Below are 15,535 nucleotides of genomic sequence, written 5' to 3' on the forward strand. Positions count from 1 at the left end.
CCTTCATGCGTGCCCCGCCTGCGGCCCGGGCAGCTTCTCGGCCACCCGCAGCACGGCCGAACGGGCGCGCGGATTCGCCGCGAGCTCGGCCTCGGACGGAAACTGCGCCTTGCCCACCGCGGCCAGCTCGGCCGGCGCCGCGGCCTGCGGCGGACCGCGCCGGCTGCCCTGCACGCGCCCGGAATGGTCGCGGATGAACTGCTTGACGATGCGGTCTTCCAGCGAGTGGAAGCTGATCACCGCGAGCCGGCCGCCGGGCTTCAGTCGCGCCAGCGCGGCATCCAGCCCGCGGCGCACCGCGTCCAGCTCGCCGTTCACGCGGATGCGCAGCGCCTGGAAGCTGCGCGTGGCCGGATGCTTGCCCGGTTCGCGCCGGCCCACCACGCGCTCGATCAGCGCGGCCAGTTCGCCGGTGCGGGTGAACGGGTTTTCCGCGCGGCGCTCCACGATGGCGCGGGCGATCTTGCGGCTGAAACGCTCCTCGCCGAACTGCCACAGCACGTCGGCGATCTCGCGCTCGGAGGCATGGGCGAGGAAGTCCGCCGCGCTCTCGCCCTGGGTGGTGTCCATGCGCATGTCCAGCGGCGCATCGGCCATGAAGCTGAAGCCGCGCGCGGCCTCGTCGAGCTGCGGCGAGGACACGCCGAGATCGAGCAGCACGCCGTCGAGGCCGGCGGCGGTCTCGTCCCAGTCGGCGAGGCTGGCGAAGTTGGCGTGACGGATGGCGACGCGCGGCTCGGCGGCGAACGCCTCCTTCGCGGCGGCGACCGCGATCGGGTCGCGGTCCATCAGCAGCAGCCGTCCGTCGGCATCGAGGCGCGACAGCACCGCGCGGGCATGACCGCCGCGCCCGAAGGTGCCATCCAGATAACGCCCGCCTGCCTGCACGGCAAGGCCCTCCACCGCTTCGTCCAGCATTACCGGGATGTGCCGCAATTCGGCCATGCCGCACCTCCCGTCCCGTATCCCGCCCGCAAAACCGCGCGCCGCGCTCTAGAGCTGCAGCGCGGCCATGTCGTTGGTGATTTCGCCTTCGCCGATGGTCTGGCGGATCTTGGCGAGGTGAGCCTGTTCGCTCCACAGCTCGAACTTGTTGCCCATGCCCAGCAGAACCGCCTTCTTCTCGATACCCGTGGTCGCGCGCTGGCTGGCCGGCAGCAGGATGCGCGCAGCGCCATCCGGCTCCACCACCGCGGCGGCGCCCACGATCTTCATCTGCATGTCGCGGTGCGCCTTGACCACCTTGGACAACGCGTTGACCTGGTCGCGCACCTTTTCCCACTCGGCATGCGGGAACAGCCACAGGCAGCCCGGCTCGAACGGGTTGTAGGTGACCACCAGCCGGTTCGCGCAGGCGCCCGCCACCAACTCGCGGTACGCGGTCGGTATGGCCAGGCGGCCCTTGTCGTCGACGGTGATGGCGGTCTCGCCCTGGAACACGTAACAGACTCCACGAATATCCACGATTTCACACTGAAAGCCACGATAGTCGCAGGCCCTGAGACTGTCAAGGCATTTTTGCTTGTGAATCAAGGAGAAAGGCGAAGTTATGACCGCGTTTCCAGCACTTTCTGAGGAACACTCCCAAGGTGCTTGAATGCACGGAAATTTTTCTGCAATCGATTTGACCGGCCACAGCGCAAAGGCCGGTCCGTGCCCCGGTGCAGGCGATCCAGCATGAATCGCCGTTCACGCCCGCCCCGGACACGCGCCAAGCCCCGGCGCATGCCTGCGCCGGGGTCGGACGGGAAAGGTGGAGTCGGCCTGTAAGCCGGGTTCTGTACGCCTTGCGGCGCGACAGTCATTCCTCTCGGCCAGGCGTCGCCGCCTGGCTCCAGCAACCTACCCGGGAACAACGCGGGCCGCGTTATCGTTCCCCTATTTGGTCTTGCTCCGAGTGGGGTTTACCGTGCCACGCGGCGTTGGCCCCGCGCGCGGTGCGCTCTTACCGCACCGTTTCACCCTTGCCTGTGCCCTTGCGGGCCATCGGCGGTTTGCTTTCTGTTGCACTGGCCGTCGGCTCGCGCCGCCCAGGCGTTACCTGGCACTCTGCCCTGTGGAGCCCGGACTTTCCTCGACGCGCTTGCGCGCGACGCGACTGTCCGGCCGACTCCGGCGACCATTGTAATGGCCGGGATGCGGGATTGGGGAGTCGGGATTCGGCAAAGCGCGCCGTCGCCAGCCTTCAGGATTCGTACAAGGCCTTGCGCGGGGCGCCGCTGATCGCCGCGGCCAGCTTCGCCGCCTTGGCCGGCGGCAGCTCGTCGCGCAGGATCGCGAACACGCGCCGGCCCTCGGCGAGTTTCGCGTCGGCTTCCTCGCCGCGGCCGGCGACGAGGATCACGCATTCGCCGCGCTGCTGGTCGGGATCGGCCGCCACGCGTGCGGCGAGCTGCGCCAGCGGTTCGTCGATCACCGTCTCGAACAGCTTGGTGAGTTCGCGCGCCAGCACGGCTTCGCGTTCGTCGCCGAACACCGCACGCATGTCGTCCAGGCTTTCGGCCACGCGATGCGAGGACTCGTAGAAGATCAGCGTGCGCGGATCGCCCGCCAGCTCCTGCAGGCGCGCGCGCCGCGCCGCGGATTTCGGCGGCAGGAAACCCTCGAACACGAACCGGTCGCTGGGCAAGCCGGCCACCGACAACGCGGCGATCGCCGCGCAGGCGCCCGGCACCGGTGCGCAGCGTATGCCTGCCGCGCGCGCCGCGCGCACCAGCCGGAAGCCCGGATCGGAAATCAGCGGCGTGCCCGCATCGGAAATCAGCGCCACGGATTCGCCGCCCAGCAGGCGCTGCACGACGGCGTCCACCACTTCGCGCTCGTTGTGCTCGTGCAGCGCCAGCAGCGGCGTGACGATATTGTGATGAAGCAGCAGCGGGCGGCTGTGGCGGGTGTCTTCGGCGGCGATCACCGTCGCCTCGCGCAGCGTCGCGATCGCGCGCGCGGAGAAATCGTCGCGGTGGCCGATCGGCGTGGCGACCACCCACAGGCAGCCTGGTTGAACGGACGACATGCGCAAGCTCCTGCGGTGGCGGCGGGCGCCGATGGCGTCCGGCGCATCCTCAAGTCACGGAAACGATCGGCTATCATCGCGCAGATACGCCGCGAATAACGACAAGAGACTCCCGATGCGCCTGCTCCCCGTCATGCGGCCGTCCCTGCCGGCCCTCGGCCCCATCCTGTTGCTGGCCGCCACGCTGATACTGGGCAGTTGCGTTCCCGGCAACACGAAGCCCACGCCTGCCGAAATCGCCGCGGCGGACAGCGCCGCAGCGCTGGCCACGCAAGGCCGGTTCGACCAGGCCGCGCAAGCCTATCTCGCGCTGGCATCGCAATACGACGGCCATGCCGACCGCTACCGCCTGCTGGCGGCCGAAGCGTGGCGCGAGGAAGGCAAGATCGAAACGGCTGCGCCCATCCTGGCGCAGATCAAGCGCGCGAACCTGCAGGGCGACGACGCCGTGCGTTTCGACCTGCTGCGTGCCGAACTCGCGCTGCGCCACCACGACGCCGCCACTGCGCTGCAGCTGACCACCCAGCCCACCGTCGCGGTGCCGGACAAGCTGCAGTTCCGGCTGTTCGAGTTGCGCGCGCAAGCCCAGGCCGCCACCGGCGACCATTGGGGCGCCGCCCGCACGCGCGTGCAGATGGACGACCGCCTGCAAGGCATGGACCGCGCGGAGAACCGCAAGCAGATCCTCGCCCAGCTCACCAGGCTCGACGTGGCCTCGCTCAAGCAGCGCGCCGCCGCGATGAAACCGGGCGACCGCATGCTGTCGTGGACGAACGAGGCGCTCACCCAGCTCGGCGTCACCGTGGCGCAGGCGCCGCCGTCGCTGCAGCAACCGGTGGGCACGCTGGTGCCGGGCACAGGCGCCGAGGTGCGCGAGGGCTACAAGATGCCCGCCCACGTGGCGCTGCTGCTGCCCGAGAACGGCGTGTATGCGGCCGCCAGCAACGCGATCCGCGAAGGCTTCTTTGCTGCCTATGCGGAAGATGCGCGCACCCGTGCGCCGCGTGCCTCGGTGCGCATCTACGACACGCACGGCAGCAACGACGGCGCGGTCAAGGCCTACCAGCAGGCCACCAGCGACGGCGCGCAACTGGTAGTCGGGCCGCTCACCCGCGGCGAGGTGGCGGCGCTGTTCGCCCAGCCCACGCTGCCGGTGCCGGTGCTGGCGCTGAACCACCCCGACAACCGGCAGTTGCCTGCCACGGACGCCAGCGAATTCGGCCTGCTGCCGGAAACCGAAGGCGCCCAGGCCGCCGACCACATGATCGAACGCGGGCTGCACCAGGCCTACGTGGTGATCTCCGGCGACGACTTCGCCCAGCGCGCGGCCAGCGCGTTCAAGGCCGAGCTGATCGCCCGCGGCGGCGAGGTCAGCGGCATGGCCACGCTGCCAGCCACCGGCGCGACCTACACCGGCGTGATCGCCAGCCTGCAACTTCCGCCCGCCACCACGCCCGCGCCCGATGCCGCCGCCGGCAACCCCGCCGACGCCGGCGCCCCCGCGGGCAACGCCGGCATCTTCATCAGCATGCGTCCCAACCAGGCGCGCCTGCTGCTGCCGCAGCTGCAGATCGCCCGGGTTGCGCTGCCAGTGTTCGCCACCTCGCACGTCTACGCCGGCTCCGACAATCCCACCGCCGACGGCGACCTCAACGGCGTGGAGTTCTGCGACGCGCCGTGGCTGTTCGACGCCCAGCCCGGCCTGCCGCGCCACGACGACGTCGCCAACCTGCTGCCCGCCGCCCGCGACGGCAGTGCGCGGCTGTTCGCGTTCGGCATGGACGCCTGGAACCTGGTGCCTTATCTCGACTGGCTGCGCAGCCATCCCGGCAGCTACCTGCCCGGCGCCTCCGGCCAGCTCACCGCGGACCAGTTCGGCCGCATCAGCCGCGTGCTGATCTGGGCGAAATTCCAGAACGGCCTCGCCCGCCCGCTGGGCGGCAGCCTGCAGGTGGACGACCTTCCCGCGCAGAGCGGCGCCGTCGCCGCGCCCGCCGACGGCGGCAGCGTACCGGCCGCCGCCGCGTCCACCCATTGATGCGCGCGGCCGGCGCTGCGTTCGAACAGCGCGCCCGCGCCGAGCTGGAACGCGCCGGCCTGAAACTGCTGGCGAGCAACTACACCACCCGCCACGGCGAACTCGACCTGGTCATGCTGGACCGCGACACGGTGGCGTTCGTCGAGGTGCGCTACCGCGTGCGCGCCGGCCACGGCGACGCGCTTGCCTCGGTCACCCGCGGCAAGCGGGACAAGCTGATCCGCACCGCCCAGCTGTGGCTTGCGGCCCATCCGCAGCACGCGCACCGCGCCTGCCGCTTCGACGTGGTCAGCTACGACGGGCCCGCCGCCGACGCGCGCATGGAGTGGTTGCGCGGAGCGTTCGAAGCCGGCTGAGGCGGCAATCCGCTACGCTAGGCCGATGCCCCTGCCCGCTGCCCTGCTCGATACGCTGCGCGAGATTTTCCCCGGCGATGCGCTCTCCCTCGCGGAAGCCGATCGCCGCGCCCATGCCCACGACAACTCGCGACTGCACGCGCTGCCCGACGCGGTGGTGTTTCCCACCGCGCATGCGCAAGTGGAAATGCTGGTCCGTGCGTGCCGCGGGCATCGCGTGCCGCTCACCGCGCGCGGCGGCGGCACCAGTTCCACCGGCGCCTCGGTGCCGATGGAAGGCGGCGTGGTGGCGGACTTCCTGCGCATGGACCGCATCCTGCGCATCGCCCCGGACGACCGCCTCGCGGTGGTGGAGCCGGGCGTGACGAACGAGGCGTTGCAGCAGGCGCTGGCGCCGCACGGCTTCTTCTGGGCGCCCGATCCGGGCTCGGCGCCGTGGTGCACGGTGGGCGGCAACCTGGCGTGCAACGCCTCCGGGCCGCACGCGGTGAAGTACGGTTCCACCCGCGACAACGTGCTGGGCCTGTGCGCAGTGGCCGGCAACGGCGAGAGTTTCCGCTGCGGCACGCGGACCACCAAGAGCGCGATCGGCTACGACCTCACGCGCCTGCTGGTCGGTTCGGAAGGCACGCTGGCCGTGATCACCGAGGCCACGCTCAAGCTCACGCCGAAACCTGCCGGCCTGCGCACGCTGCGCGCCACCTATCGCAGCACCGTGGCCGCGATGGAGGCGGTGGCCCGCATCATGGCGCAGCCCGCCACGCCGTGCGCGCTGGAGTTCATGGATGCGCTGGCGCTGAAGCTGGCGCGCGAACACCAGCCCGAAGCCGGCGTGCCCGTGGCCGAGGCGCTGCTGATGATCGAGCTGGACGGGGCGCCCGATGCGCTGGACGGCGCCGTCGCGGCCGTGGAATCCGCCGCCCGTGTGGACGGACTGGTGCAACTGGAAGTCGCCCGCGACGAGGCACAGACCCGCGCCCTGTGGGCGGCGCGCAAGGCGCTTTCCTTCGCCCAGCGCGCCGCCACCCAGCACAAGATCAACGAGGACGTGGTGGTGCCGGTGAGCCGCCTGCCCGAGCTGGTGGATGGCGTGCACGCGCTGGCGGAAAAGCACGCCGTGCCCATCGTGAGCTTCGGCCATGCCGGCAACGGCAACCTGCACGTGAACCTGCTGCCGCGCGACGTGGACGAGATCGAGCGCGCCTGCGCGGCGTTGCCCGAGCTGTTCGCGCTGGTGCTCGCGCTGGATGGCACGATCTCGGGCGAGCACGGCATCGGCGTGGTCAAGCGCGAGTTCATGCCGCTGGCGCTGGAGGGCGGCACGCTGGAGCTGATGCGCGGCATCAAGGCCGCGTTCGACCCCGACGGCATCCTCAATCCCGGAAAGCTGCTGCCTTGAAACCCGCCGCCTTCGACCAGCTGCTCGCCGAGGTGCGCGCCTGCCGCATCTGCGCGGCGCAACTGCCGCTGGGGCCGCGGCCGGTGCTGCAGGCCTCGCTGCAGTCGCGGCTGCTGATCGTGAGCCAGGCGCCGGGACGCAAGGTGCACGAGACCGGCATCCCGTTCAACGATGTCAGCGGCGATCGCCTGCGCGACTGGCTGGGCGTGGATCGCGCGACGTTCTACGACGCGCGGAAGATCGCCATCGTGCCGATGGGCTTCTGCTTCCCCGGCACCGGCAAGGGCGGCGACCTGCCGCCGCGGCCGGAATGCGCGCCCACCTGGCATCCGCGCCTGCTGCCGCAACTGAAGCAGGTGCAGCTGACGCTGGCGATCGGCCAGTACGCGCAGGCGGGCCTGCTCGGCGAGCGGCGCGGGCGCACGCTCACCGATACCGTGCTGGCCTGGCGCGAACATCTCGCACGCGGCGTGCTGCCGCTGCCGCACCCCAGCCCGCGCAACCGGCTGTGGCTCACGCGCAATCCGTGGTTCGAGGCGGAGCTGCTGCCGGAGCTGCGGCGGCTGGTGGCGGAGGCGTTGCGTTAGGAACGCCCTCCGCACCGCATCCGTCGTCCATCCCCTCATCGTCATTCCAGCGAAAGCTGGAATCCAGTGAAGCATGCGTGCGAAGCACACGAAACCTGATTTGCGTGCTCTGCACGAGTCGTTTGACTGGATTCCAGCTTTCGCTGGAATGACGGCAACAGCAACGGGGTGGCGGCGGTAGCGGCGATGGCTGCGGTTTCGGAGCCCGCCTCAAGCCGTGCGCCGCGTGAAGATCAGGTGCAGGCCGAACAGCACGAACACGGCGCCGGCGCAGCCGTCGATCCAGCGGCGCAGGCGCAGGTAGCCGCGGCGCATCGCCGGCAGCGCGAACACGCCGGCCACCAGCGCGAACCACAGCAGTGTCTCGGCCACCACCATCAGCCACAGGCCCCAGCGCGCGCCCGCGCCCAGCCCGTCGCCGACGAAGGCGGAGAAGATGCTGCCGAAGTACACCACCGCCTTGGGGTTGGCGAGGTTGGTGAACAAGCCGTTGCGCAGCGCGCGCCAGGGGCCGTTCGCCAGTCGCACCGCATGCGTCGGCGCGCCGTTCGCGGGCGCGGCCAGCGCGCCGCGCAGCATCTTCAAGCCCATCCAGCACAGGTAGGCGCCGCCGCAGGCGGCGATCAGCCGTTCCAGCCACGCCAGCCGGTGCAGCAGCAGTTGCAGGCCGAGCAGCGCCAGCGCCGCCCAGATCGCCACGCCCAGCGCGATGCCGACCACGCCGGCCAGCGCCTCGCGGCGCGAATGGCTCACGGCGGTCTGCGAGACGTAGAAGAAGTCCGGCCCCGGGCTCATCAAGGCGATCAGCTGCACCACGGCGAGGGTGAGGAACAGGTTCATGCGATGCGCACCGGACACGAACGGGAAGCCGCAGTGTAGCCCCGCGGCGACGCCGTGCCGCGCCTTGCTGCGCTCCGGCCGCTTCCTCTACCCTCCTCCGATCCAGCAATGCGGCCACGGGGCTTTCCCCGGGCCAAGCCAGGGGAATCCGGAATCCATGAGCCTCAAGCTCCGCCTCGTCATCCTGAATTTCTTCCAGTACTACATCTGGGGCGCGTGGCTGCTGACCATCGGCACGTGGTGGTTCCAGAACCTGCACTGGTCGGGCACCAGCTTCGGCGCGATCTTCTCCACCATGGGCATCGCCTCGCTGTTCATGCCCTCGATCGCCGGCATCGTGGCGGACAAGTGGGTCAATGCGGAGCGCCTGTACGGCGCGTTCCAGATCGCGGGCGCGGCGGTGCTGCTCGCGATCCCGCACGCGGGCGATCCGCAGCAGATGTTCTGGGTGGTGCTGCTGTACATGTGCTTCTACATGCCCACCATCTCGCTCTCGATCACGGTGGCGTACAACGCGCTGAAGCAGCAGGGGCAGGACGTGGTGATCACCTACCCGCCGATCCGCGTGTGGGGCACGGTCGGTTTCATCGCCGCCACCTGGACCACCAGCCTGCTCGGCTTCAAGGCCTCGCCGGCGCAGTTCCACGTGGCCGCCGCCGCGTCGCTGCTGCTGGGCCTGTATGCCTTCACCCTGCCGAAGTGCCCGCCGCGGCTGGACGCCGCGCACAGCCGCAGCCTCACCGAGCGCCTGGGCCTCAGCTCGTTCGTGCTGTTCAGGAACCGCAACATGGCGGTGTTCTTCGTCTTCGCGATGCTGCTGGGCGCGGCGCTGCAGCTCACCAACGCCTACGGCGACGCTTTCCTCAGCGACTTCGTGAAGGTGCCCGAATACGCGAACCTGCTGACGGTGAAGTACTCCACCATCATCATCTCGATCTCGCAGTTCTCGGAAACCGCGTTCATCCTCACCATCCCGTTCTTCCTGAAGCGCTTCGGCATCAAGGCGGTGATGACGATGAGCATGCTGGCCTGGGTGCTGCGCTTCGCGCTGTTCGCGTTCGGCGACCCGGAACCGCTGGGCGGGCTGTGGATGATCGTGCTGTCGTGCATCGTCTACGGCATGGCGTTCGACTTCTTCAACATCTCCGGCTCGCTGTTCGTCGAAGGCCAGGCCGATCCGAAGATCCGCGCCAGCTCGCAAGGCCTGTTCATGCTGATGACGAACGGCGTGGGCGCGGTGCTGGGCAGCCTGCTCGCCGGCTTCGTGATCGACCACTTCTTCACCAACCACGCCTGCGACGATGCGGTGCTGATCTGCAAGGACTGGCGCGGCATCTGGCTGGCGTTCGCGGCCTATGCGCTGGCGATGGCGGTGCTGTTCGTGCCGCTGTTCAAGCACCGGCACGATGCGGCCGCGGCGGCGCGGCCGCTGCCCACCCACTGAACGCACGCGCCGCGGCGGCGGGTCAGCCCGCCTGCATGCTGGCCATCACCCGGTCGCGCCCGCCGGACTTGGCCGAATACAGCGCCATGTCGGCGGCGCGCATCCAGCTCGACAAGTCGTGGCAGCGCGCGCCGTCGAACTGCGCCACGCCGATGCTGATGGTGAGCCGGTCCAGCGGCAGGTCTTCCGGCAGCGCCAGCGCCGCCACGCCCTTGCGCAGCGTTTCGGCCAGGCGCATGCCGGCGGCGAGGCCGGCATGCGGGCACATCACGGTGAATTCCTCGCCGCCGATGCGCGCCACGAAGCAGCCGTCGTCCACCGCCATGGTCAGATGGTCGGTGAGCAGCCGCAGCACGCGGTCGCCCTGCAGATGCCCGATGCTGTCGTTGATGCTCTTGAAATGGTCGATGTCGATCAGCAGCAGCACGTGCGGCGGACTGCGGGGGTCGCGGGACGCGCCCAGCAACTCGCTGGCGCGCTGCTGGAACCCGCGCCGGTTCGCGATGCCGGTAAGCGGATCGCGCAAGGTCTGCGCCTGCAGCTCGCCGGCGAGCCGCCGCTGCGCGCGCAGCTGCAGCACCAGCATGCCCACGACCAGCAGCAGGGCCGTGGCCAGCAGCACGATCGTGGTGTTCGCCACGCGCTCGCGCTGCTGCTCCTCGCGGCGGCGCGCCGCATCGGCCTGCGCCGACTTCAGCTGCAGGTCCTTCAGTTCGTTCGCGTGTTCCAGCTCGCCGATGCGCAATTCCTTCTCGCGCGCGGCGTAGCGCTGCTCCAGTTCGATCTCCACGGCGCGCAGCGCCGGCGTCTCGGTCGCACCGACGATACGCCCCGCCTCGCGTTCGTCGGCCAGCGCCTGGCGCAGGTCGCCGACCTGTTCGGCCATGCCGCTTTCCACCCGCAGCATGTCGGCGAGCTGGCCATTGATGCCGGCCTTGCGCGCCTGCTCCACGGTCTCCCGCATCAGCGCATAGGCGCGGCGATGATGGCCCAGCGCGGCTTCGGCCCGGGCGATGTCGGTGCGGGAGAACAGCGCGTCGCTGATGCGTCCCGCGGCCAGCTCCTGCCGCAACGAGGCCCTGGACAGGGCCAGCGCCTCGCGTGCGCGCCCCTGCTTCAGGTACATCTGCGCGAGGTTGTCGCCCACCATCACCACCAGTTGCTCCGCCTTGACCTTGGCGTAGCCCTGGCGCGCACGCTGGTAGGCCGCGGACGACTCGTCCACCTGGTCCAGCGTGGCCAGCGCGATGCCCACGTCGTTCTCGGCGTCGCCGACGCCGAAATCGTCGTTCAGCGCGCTGTAGGCCGCCACCGCCTGGCGGCACAGCGGCAGCGCCTTGTCCGGCTTTTCGGCGAGCGCGTAGGCGTCGCACAACTGGAAGCGCGCCCAGGCGTCGATCTCCGGGTCGGCATCGCCCTGCACCTTGTTCGCGGCCCGCAGCGCCTCGCCCAGGCCGTCGCCGAGGCCATTGGCGATGCCATGGCGCGCCCGCAGGAAACCGGCCGCGGCGGCGGCCACCGGGTCCTGCGCCACCGTGACCAGGCCGTCCAGCCGCAGCGTGGCCTCGGCCAGCGCGGCATCGTCGTTGCTGTTGATCGCGGCCGTGCCCATGCCCCACAGCAATTCGCGCTCGCGCGCGGGCGCCAGCGCGGGTCCGGCCCTGTCCAGTTGCTGGCGGACATCGGCGATCAGGCCATGCGGATCGGTGACCGCGCGTTCGCGGAACGCGTTCATCGAAGCCGCGGCGACCGGCATCGCCGCCAGCGCCAGCAACAAACCCCACCACGCCCCCTGACGCATCCGAAACCCGTTTCCACGTCGAGTGTCAATCGGGCGATGATAGCTTTTCCGGACGGCGGCCATGTTCAGCCGTGGCCCGCTCCGGGCCGCCGCAGGCGTGCGCGGGAAGCCGTTCGCCTGCAGGCCGGGTGGCAGGCAGGGACCGAAGCCCGGTCGTGACCGGGCGATGACACCCGTCTGCCGGCGCCGCAGGCAGCGCCGTCGCTGGCGCTCAGGCCGCCTTGGCGACCGCGGGCGGCACGCCCGCCTGCAGCGCCTCGAAGTATTCCCGGGCCAGCCGCATCTGGTCGGCGGCGGTCTCGGCCCGGTTGACGACTGCCCGGAATCCCGCGTTCTCGGGCCGGTCCTTCGCATACCACCCGAGATGCTTGCGGGCGATGCGCACGCCATCCGGTTCGCCGTAGTGGACGTAGAGCTGCTCCAGATGGGCGAGCAGGATTTCGCCCACCTCGGCGGGCTGCGGCGGCGGCAGCAGTTCGCCGGTTTCCAGGTAATGCGCGATCTCGCGGAAGATCCACGGCCGCCCCTGTGCGGCGCGGCCTATCATCAGCGCATCGGCGCCGGTCAGGTCCAGCACCTGTTTCGCCTTCTCCGGGCCGGCGATGTCGCCGTTCGCCATCACCGGGATCTTCACCGCCTGCTTGATCGCGGCGATGATGTCGTACTCGGCCTCGCCGGTGTAGTGCATGTCCCGCGTGCGCCCGTGCACCGCCAGTGCCCGGATGCCCGCCGCTTCGGCGATGCGCGCGATCGCCACGCCGTTCCGGTTTTCCCGGTTCCAGCCGATGCGGATCTTGAGGGTGACCGGCACGGCCACCGCCGCCACCACCGCGTCCAGGATGCGGCCGACCAGCGCCTCGTCCTGCAGCAGCGCCGACCCCGCCCAGGCATTGCAGACCTTCTTGGCGGGGCAGCCCATGTTCAAGTCCACCACCTCGGCGCCCAGCGCCACGTTGTGGCGCGCCGCCTCGGCCAGGAACGCGGGGTCGGCCCCGGCGATCTGCACGCCCACCGGTTCCGGCTCGCCGGCATGGTCCATGCGCCAGCGGCTCTTCTTCGTCGTCCAGAAGCGCGGGTCGCTGATCGTCATCTCGGAAACGGCGTAGCCGGCACCCAGTCGCTTGCAGAGCAGGCGGAACGGCTTGTCGGTCACCCCGGCCATCGGGGCGAGCACCAGGGGAGGATCAATGCGGTAAGGGCCGATGTGCATGTGCCGGAACAAGCTGTCGCTACCGCGACAGTCTAGGGCAGTTCGGCTGCGAACGAGGGACGCCGGCGCGAGCCCGCGCAAGCTGCCAAGGCTGCGTCGACGCCTGCCGCGACCACCGCCATCACGGATGAGGCGTCCCGTTCTCCCGGGCCTGGGCCCGTCGTGGCGTTCCGGCATCCGGATGCGTCGCTTTCGGCGACGTGGCCTGTCGCGCGGAACCGGCGTGCGAACCGCTCAGGCCGCTGCCAGCACCTGCGGCACGGCCACCGTCGGCCGCGTGCGCGGCGGCAACTCGGACAGCACTTCGCCGCGGTGGCCCAGCAGGCGCAGTGCGCCATCGGCATCCTCGGTCAGCACGGTGAGGCTTTCCACCCAGTCGCCGTCGTTGGCGTAGACCACGCCGTCGCGCTGGATCAGCGCGGCACGGTGGATGTGGCCGCAGACGATGCCGTCGAGGCGGCGCCGCGCGGCGTCGTCCAGCCCCGCCTGCACGAAGCGCTCGATGTAGCGCTCGGCCGCGCCGCTCTGCCGTTTCACGAACGCGGACAGCGACCAGTAGCGCAGGCCCAGCCGGCGCCGGGCCAGGTTGAGCCAGCGGTTGCAGGTCAGGATGCGGTAGTAGATCCAGTCGCCCAGGCGCTCCTGCAGGCCGCCGAACTGGGTGACGTTGTCGTAGTCGTCGCCGTGCGTGACCAGCAGGCGGCGGCCGTCCGCGGTGACGTGCACCACGCGCCGGTGCACGCGCATGCCGGGCATCAGCAGGCCGCACAGCCGGCGCAGCGGCCGGTCGTGGTTGCCTGGAATGTAGATCAGCGCGGTGCCGCGCTGGTGCAGGGCGTGCAGCGCCTCGACCACGCGCGCGCAGGCGCCGTCCCAGCGCGTGCGGCGCCGCGCGATCCACCAGAGATCGACGATGTCGCCCACCAGGTACAGCCGCTCGCAGCGCAGGCCGTCGAGGAAATCCGCCAGTTCCCGCGCGTGGCAATGCTTCGCGCCCAGGTGCACGTCGGATATGAATACGGCACGCAGGCGCCGTTCGCTGCCGGCGGGCATCACGCGCTTCATGCGGCAGCTCCCTGCTGCTGGCGCTGCAGGTAGCGCTGGCGTTTGCGTGGCCGCAGCAGCTCCATGTCCACCTCGATCAATCCGTCGATGGAGCCGCTGAACTCCGGGTCCACGCCGAATGCGAAGAAACGCGCGCCGCCGGGCTCGCACAGCTCGGTGTACTGCTTGTAGAGCATGGGCACGGAGGCGCCGAGCCGGTCCAGCGCGACCTTCAGCGCGTCGTGCGCGGCCGCGCCGTCCAGCCCCTCGAACGACGGCTCGCCGTGCTCGAACACGAACGGGCGGCGGGCGCTGGCCAGCGCCTGCGCACTGCCGTGGTAGCGCTGGTAGTACGCCACGATCTGCTCGCTGGCCGCGCGCGGCAACGCGGCGCTGATCGACACCGCGCCATACAGGTAGCGCACGCCCGGGTAGCGCAGCAGGTAGGCGCCGATGCCTTGCCACAGGTAGTCCAGGCTGCGGCTGCCCCAGTAGTCCGGCACCACGAAGCTGCGCCCCAGTTCCAGCCCCGCCGCCAGCCGCGGCACGGCCTCGTCGGCGTAGCGGAACAGCGAGGACGTGTACAAGCCGGCCAGCCCGGTGCGCGCCAGCGCCTCGGCGCCGCGCATCACGCGGTAGGCGCCCGCGATGCGCGCGGCCTGCGCGTCCCACACCATGATGTGGTCGTAATACGCGTCGTAGGCGTCGAGGTCGCGGCTGCGGCCGGTACCCTCGCCGACCTGGCGGAAGGTCAGCTCGCGCAGGCGGCCGATCTCCTGCAGCAGCGGCGAACCGCCGAGGCCGCGCGCCATGCGGATCTGCTTGCCGTCGCTGGTGGTGCCCAGCAGTTCGCAGGCCTCCACCGCGGCGGCCAGAATGGCGTTGTCGATCGGCGGCGCCACCGGCGTGGGGCCGACCGGGGCCGTGGCCGCATCACGGTTGATGGCGTACAGCGCGCCACGAACGCGGCGCAGCGCCTCGGGCTCGCTTTCGTCCGCGGCGACCTGCATCGGCTCGCCCACATGCAGGCGCACCGGACGCCGCCGCTGGGAAAGCATCTCGCGCACCAGCAGTGCGGTCGAGGCCGGCCGGCACAGCGCCGAAATCCCGTAGAACAAGGCCGAGTTGCGCGCCTCGATGCGCACCGGCAGCACCGGCACGGACAGGCGGCGCGCGAAGCGCAGGAAACCCGGGTTCCAGCGCGGGTCGCGCACGCCGCGCAGGCCCAGCCGCGAGACCTCGCCGGCCGGGAACACGATCACGCACTCGCCGTCGCGCAGCGCGCGTTCCACCCGGCGCAGGCTGGTCGCACCGGCCTTGCCGCCGAACACGCGCACCGGCAGCAGCAACTCCGCCAGCGGCTCGACCAGGGCCAGCACCTCGTTCGCGACCACGCGCGCGTCGGGCCGCACCCGGCCCACCGCGTCCAGCAGCGCCAGCGCGTCGAGCGCGCCGCAGGGATGGTTGGCGACGATCAGCAGCGGCCCCTTTGCGGGTATGCGCGCCAGCTCGGCCGGGTCGGCGTCGTAATGCAGCTCCAGCCATTGCAGCGCCGCCTCGACGAAGGCGAAGCCGCGCAGGTGGGCGTGTTCTGCGCAGAACACGTCGATGCCGTCGAATCCCGACCAGCGGGCCAACCCGTGCAGCAAGGGAACGGCCAGATGTCCGCGGCGACCGCGGAACCACTGCGGGTAACGCTGTTGCAGACGTTGCTCGATGGCTTGCATGGCGACCACCCTCTGTCTGGCCCAGCGCAAGATTGCGCGGCTGACGGGACGGCCGCGTTGCCACGCCGCGACAGGA

13 protein-coding genes and 1 other RNA gene are annotated in these 15,535 nt (G+C 70.7%); 5 read left to right on the forward strand and 9 right to left on the reverse strand.

From position 1 onward, the window contains the following. Positions 1–3 precede the first annotated feature (3 nt). The 4 genes from rsmH to rsmI all read right to left on the reverse strand — a co-directional run bounded on the left by rsmH (position 4) and on the right by rsmI (position 3,013). Positions 4–945 carry a 16S rRNA (cytosine(1402)-N(4))-methyltransferase RsmH gene (gene rsmH, locus PCA_RS12870; RefSeq protein ID WP_181303021.1) on the reverse strand — a complete coding sequence of 314 codons (942 nt, stop codon included), beginning with the start codon at positions 943–945 and terminating at the stop codon, positions 4–6. Between the two features lie 48 nt (positions 946–993). Further along, the gene (gene mraZ, locus PCA_RS12875) at positions 994–1,440 is read right to left on the reverse strand and encodes a division/cell wall cluster transcriptional repressor MraZ (RefSeq protein WP_181303152.1); all 447 of its coding nucleotides are present in this window, start codon (positions 1,438–1,440) and stop codon (positions 994–996) included. 311 nt (positions 1,441–1,751) lie between these two features. Beyond that, positions 1,752–2,114, reverse strand: an RNA gene (gene rnpB, locus PCA_RS12880) — RNase P RNA component class A. A gap of 71 nt (positions 2,115–2,185) precedes the next feature. After that, positions 2,186–3,013, reverse strand: a complete 828-nt coding sequence (gene rsmI, locus PCA_RS12885; RefSeq protein ID WP_181303022.1) for a 16S rRNA (cytidine(1402)-2'-O)-methyltransferase — start codon at positions 3,011–3,013, stop codon at positions 2,186–2,188. Positions 3,014–3,146: 133 nt separating this feature from the next. Here rsmI and PCA_RS12890 point away from each other — a divergent pair, with 133 nt between their 5' ends. The 4 genes from PCA_RS12890 to PCA_RS12905 are packed head-to-tail and all read left to right on the forward strand — an operon-like array spanning position 3,147 to position 7,393. Next, positions 3,147–5,051 carry a penicillin-binding protein activator gene (locus PCA_RS12890; protein ID WP_181303153.1) on the forward strand — a complete coding sequence of 635 codons (1,905 nt, stop codon included), beginning with the start codon at positions 3,147–3,149 and terminating at the stop codon, positions 5,049–5,051. Next, positions 5,051–5,407 carry a YraN family protein gene (locus PCA_RS12895; RefSeq protein WP_181303023.1) on the forward strand — a complete coding sequence of 119 codons (357 nt, stop codon included), beginning with the start codon at positions 5,051–5,053 and terminating at the stop codon, positions 5,405–5,407. Before PCA_RS12890 ends, PCA_RS12895 begins: the two co-directional genes overlap by 1 nt. A 25-nt stretch (positions 5,408–5,432) precedes the next feature. Beyond that, the gene (locus PCA_RS12900; RefSeq protein ID WP_181303024.1) at positions 5,433–6,806 is read left to right on the forward strand and encodes an FAD-linked oxidase C-terminal domain-containing protein; all 1,374 of its coding nucleotides are present in this window, start codon (positions 5,433–5,435) and stop codon (positions 6,804–6,806) included. Beyond that, positions 6,803–7,393, forward strand: coding sequence for a uracil-DNA glycosylase family protein (locus PCA_RS12905; RefSeq protein WP_255436837.1), 591 nt, complete (start codon positions 6,803–6,805; stop codon positions 7,391–7,393). Before PCA_RS12900 ends, PCA_RS12905 begins: the two co-directional genes overlap by 4 nt. Before the next feature lie 210 nt (positions 7,394–7,603). On the opposite strand, the gene rhtC is transcribed toward PCA_RS12905, so the two are convergent. After that, positions 7,604–8,233: a threonine export protein RhtC gene (rhtC, locus tag PCA_RS12910; protein WP_181303025.1), complete on the reverse strand. Its 630-nt coding sequence runs from the start codon at positions 8,231–8,233 to the stop codon at positions 7,604–7,606. A 157-nt stretch (positions 8,234–8,390) separates the two neighbouring features. Here rhtC and PCA_RS12915 point away from each other — a divergent pair, with 157 nt between their 5' ends. Next, positions 8,391–9,677 (forward strand): nucleoside permease, encoded by a 1,287-nt coding sequence (locus tag PCA_RS12915; protein WP_181303026.1) that lies wholly within the window; start codon positions 8,391–8,393, stop codon positions 9,675–9,677. Between the two features lie 22 nt (positions 9,678–9,699). On the opposite strand, the gene PCA_RS12920 is transcribed toward PCA_RS12915, so the two are convergent. The 4 genes from PCA_RS12920 to PCA_RS12935 form a co-directional block, all read right to left on the reverse strand. After that, positions 9,700–11,478, reverse strand: a complete 1,779-nt coding sequence (locus PCA_RS12920) for a GGDEF domain-containing protein (RefSeq protein WP_181303027.1) — start codon at positions 11,476–11,478, stop codon at positions 9,700–9,702. 211 nt (positions 11,479–11,689) lie between these two features. Beyond that, positions 11,690–12,688, reverse strand: coding sequence for a tRNA dihydrouridine synthase DusB (dusB, locus tag PCA_RS12925; protein WP_181303028.1), 999 nt, complete (start codon positions 12,686–12,688; stop codon positions 11,690–11,692). A gap of 234 nt (positions 12,689–12,922) precedes the next feature. After that, positions 12,923–13,753 carry a UDP-2,3-diacylglucosamine diphosphatase gene (locus PCA_RS12930; RefSeq protein ID WP_181303029.1) on the reverse strand — a complete coding sequence of 277 codons (831 nt, stop codon included), beginning with the start codon at positions 13,751–13,753 and terminating at the stop codon, positions 12,923–12,925. Then, entirely contained in the window at positions 13,750–15,459 is a 1,710-nt protein-coding gene (locus PCA_RS12935; RefSeq protein ID WP_181303030.1) for a GNAT family N-acyltransferase, read from the reverse strand. Before PCA_RS12935 ends, PCA_RS12930 begins: the two co-directional genes overlap by 4 nt. Between the last annotated feature and the right edge of the window lie 76 nt (positions 15,460–15,535).

It is taken from the genome of Rhodanobacter sp. PCA2 (genome assembly GCF_013620825.1).
Classification (GTDB): Bacteria; Pseudomonadota; Gammaproteobacteria; order Xanthomonadales; family Rhodanobacteraceae; genus Rhodanobacter_A.

Bases quoted from the DNA above. Each gene is read 5' to 3' on its own strand.
- rsmH (WP_181303021.1), bottom strand. From the start codon at position 945: ATGGCCGAATTGCGGCACATCCCGGTAATGCTGGACGAAGCGGTGGAG.
- rsmI (WP_181303022.1), bottom strand. From the start codon at position 3,013: ATGTCGTCCGTTCAACCAGGCTGCCTGTGGGTGGTCGCCACGCCGATC.
- PCA_RS12890 (WP_181303153.1), top strand. From the start codon at position 3,147: ATGCGGCCGTCCCTGCCGGCCCTCGGCCCCATCCTGTTGCTGGCCGCC.
- PCA_RS12895 (WP_181303023.1), top strand. From the start codon at position 5,051: ATGCGCGCGGCCGGCGCTGCGTTCGAACAGCGCGCCCGCGCCGAGCTG.
- PCA_RS12900 (WP_181303024.1), top strand. From the start codon at position 5,433: ATGCCCCTGCCCGCTGCCCTGCTCGATACGCTGCGCGAGATTTTCCCC.
- rhtC (WP_181303025.1), bottom strand. From the start codon at position 8,233: ATGAACCTGTTCCTCACCCTCGCCGTGGTGCAGCTGATCGCCTTGATG.
- PCA_RS12915 (WP_181303026.1), top strand. From the start codon at position 8,391: ATGAGCCTCAAGCTCCGCCTCGTCATCCTGAATTTCTTCCAGTACTAC.
- PCA_RS12920 (WP_181303027.1), bottom strand. From the start codon at position 11,478: ATGCGTCAGGGGGCGTGGTGGGGTTTGTTGCTGGCGCTGGCGGCGATG.
- dusB (WP_181303028.1), bottom strand. From the start codon at position 12,688: ATGCACATCGGCCCTTACCGCATTGATCCTCCCCTGGTGCTCGCCCCG.
- PCA_RS12930 (WP_181303029.1), bottom strand. From the start codon at position 13,753: ATGAAGCGCGTGATGCCCGCCGGCAGCGAACGGCGCCTGCGTGCCGTA.
- PCA_RS12935 (WP_181303030.1), bottom strand. From the start codon at position 15,459: ATGCAAGCCATCGAGCAACGTCTGCAACAGCGTTACCCGCAGTGGTTC.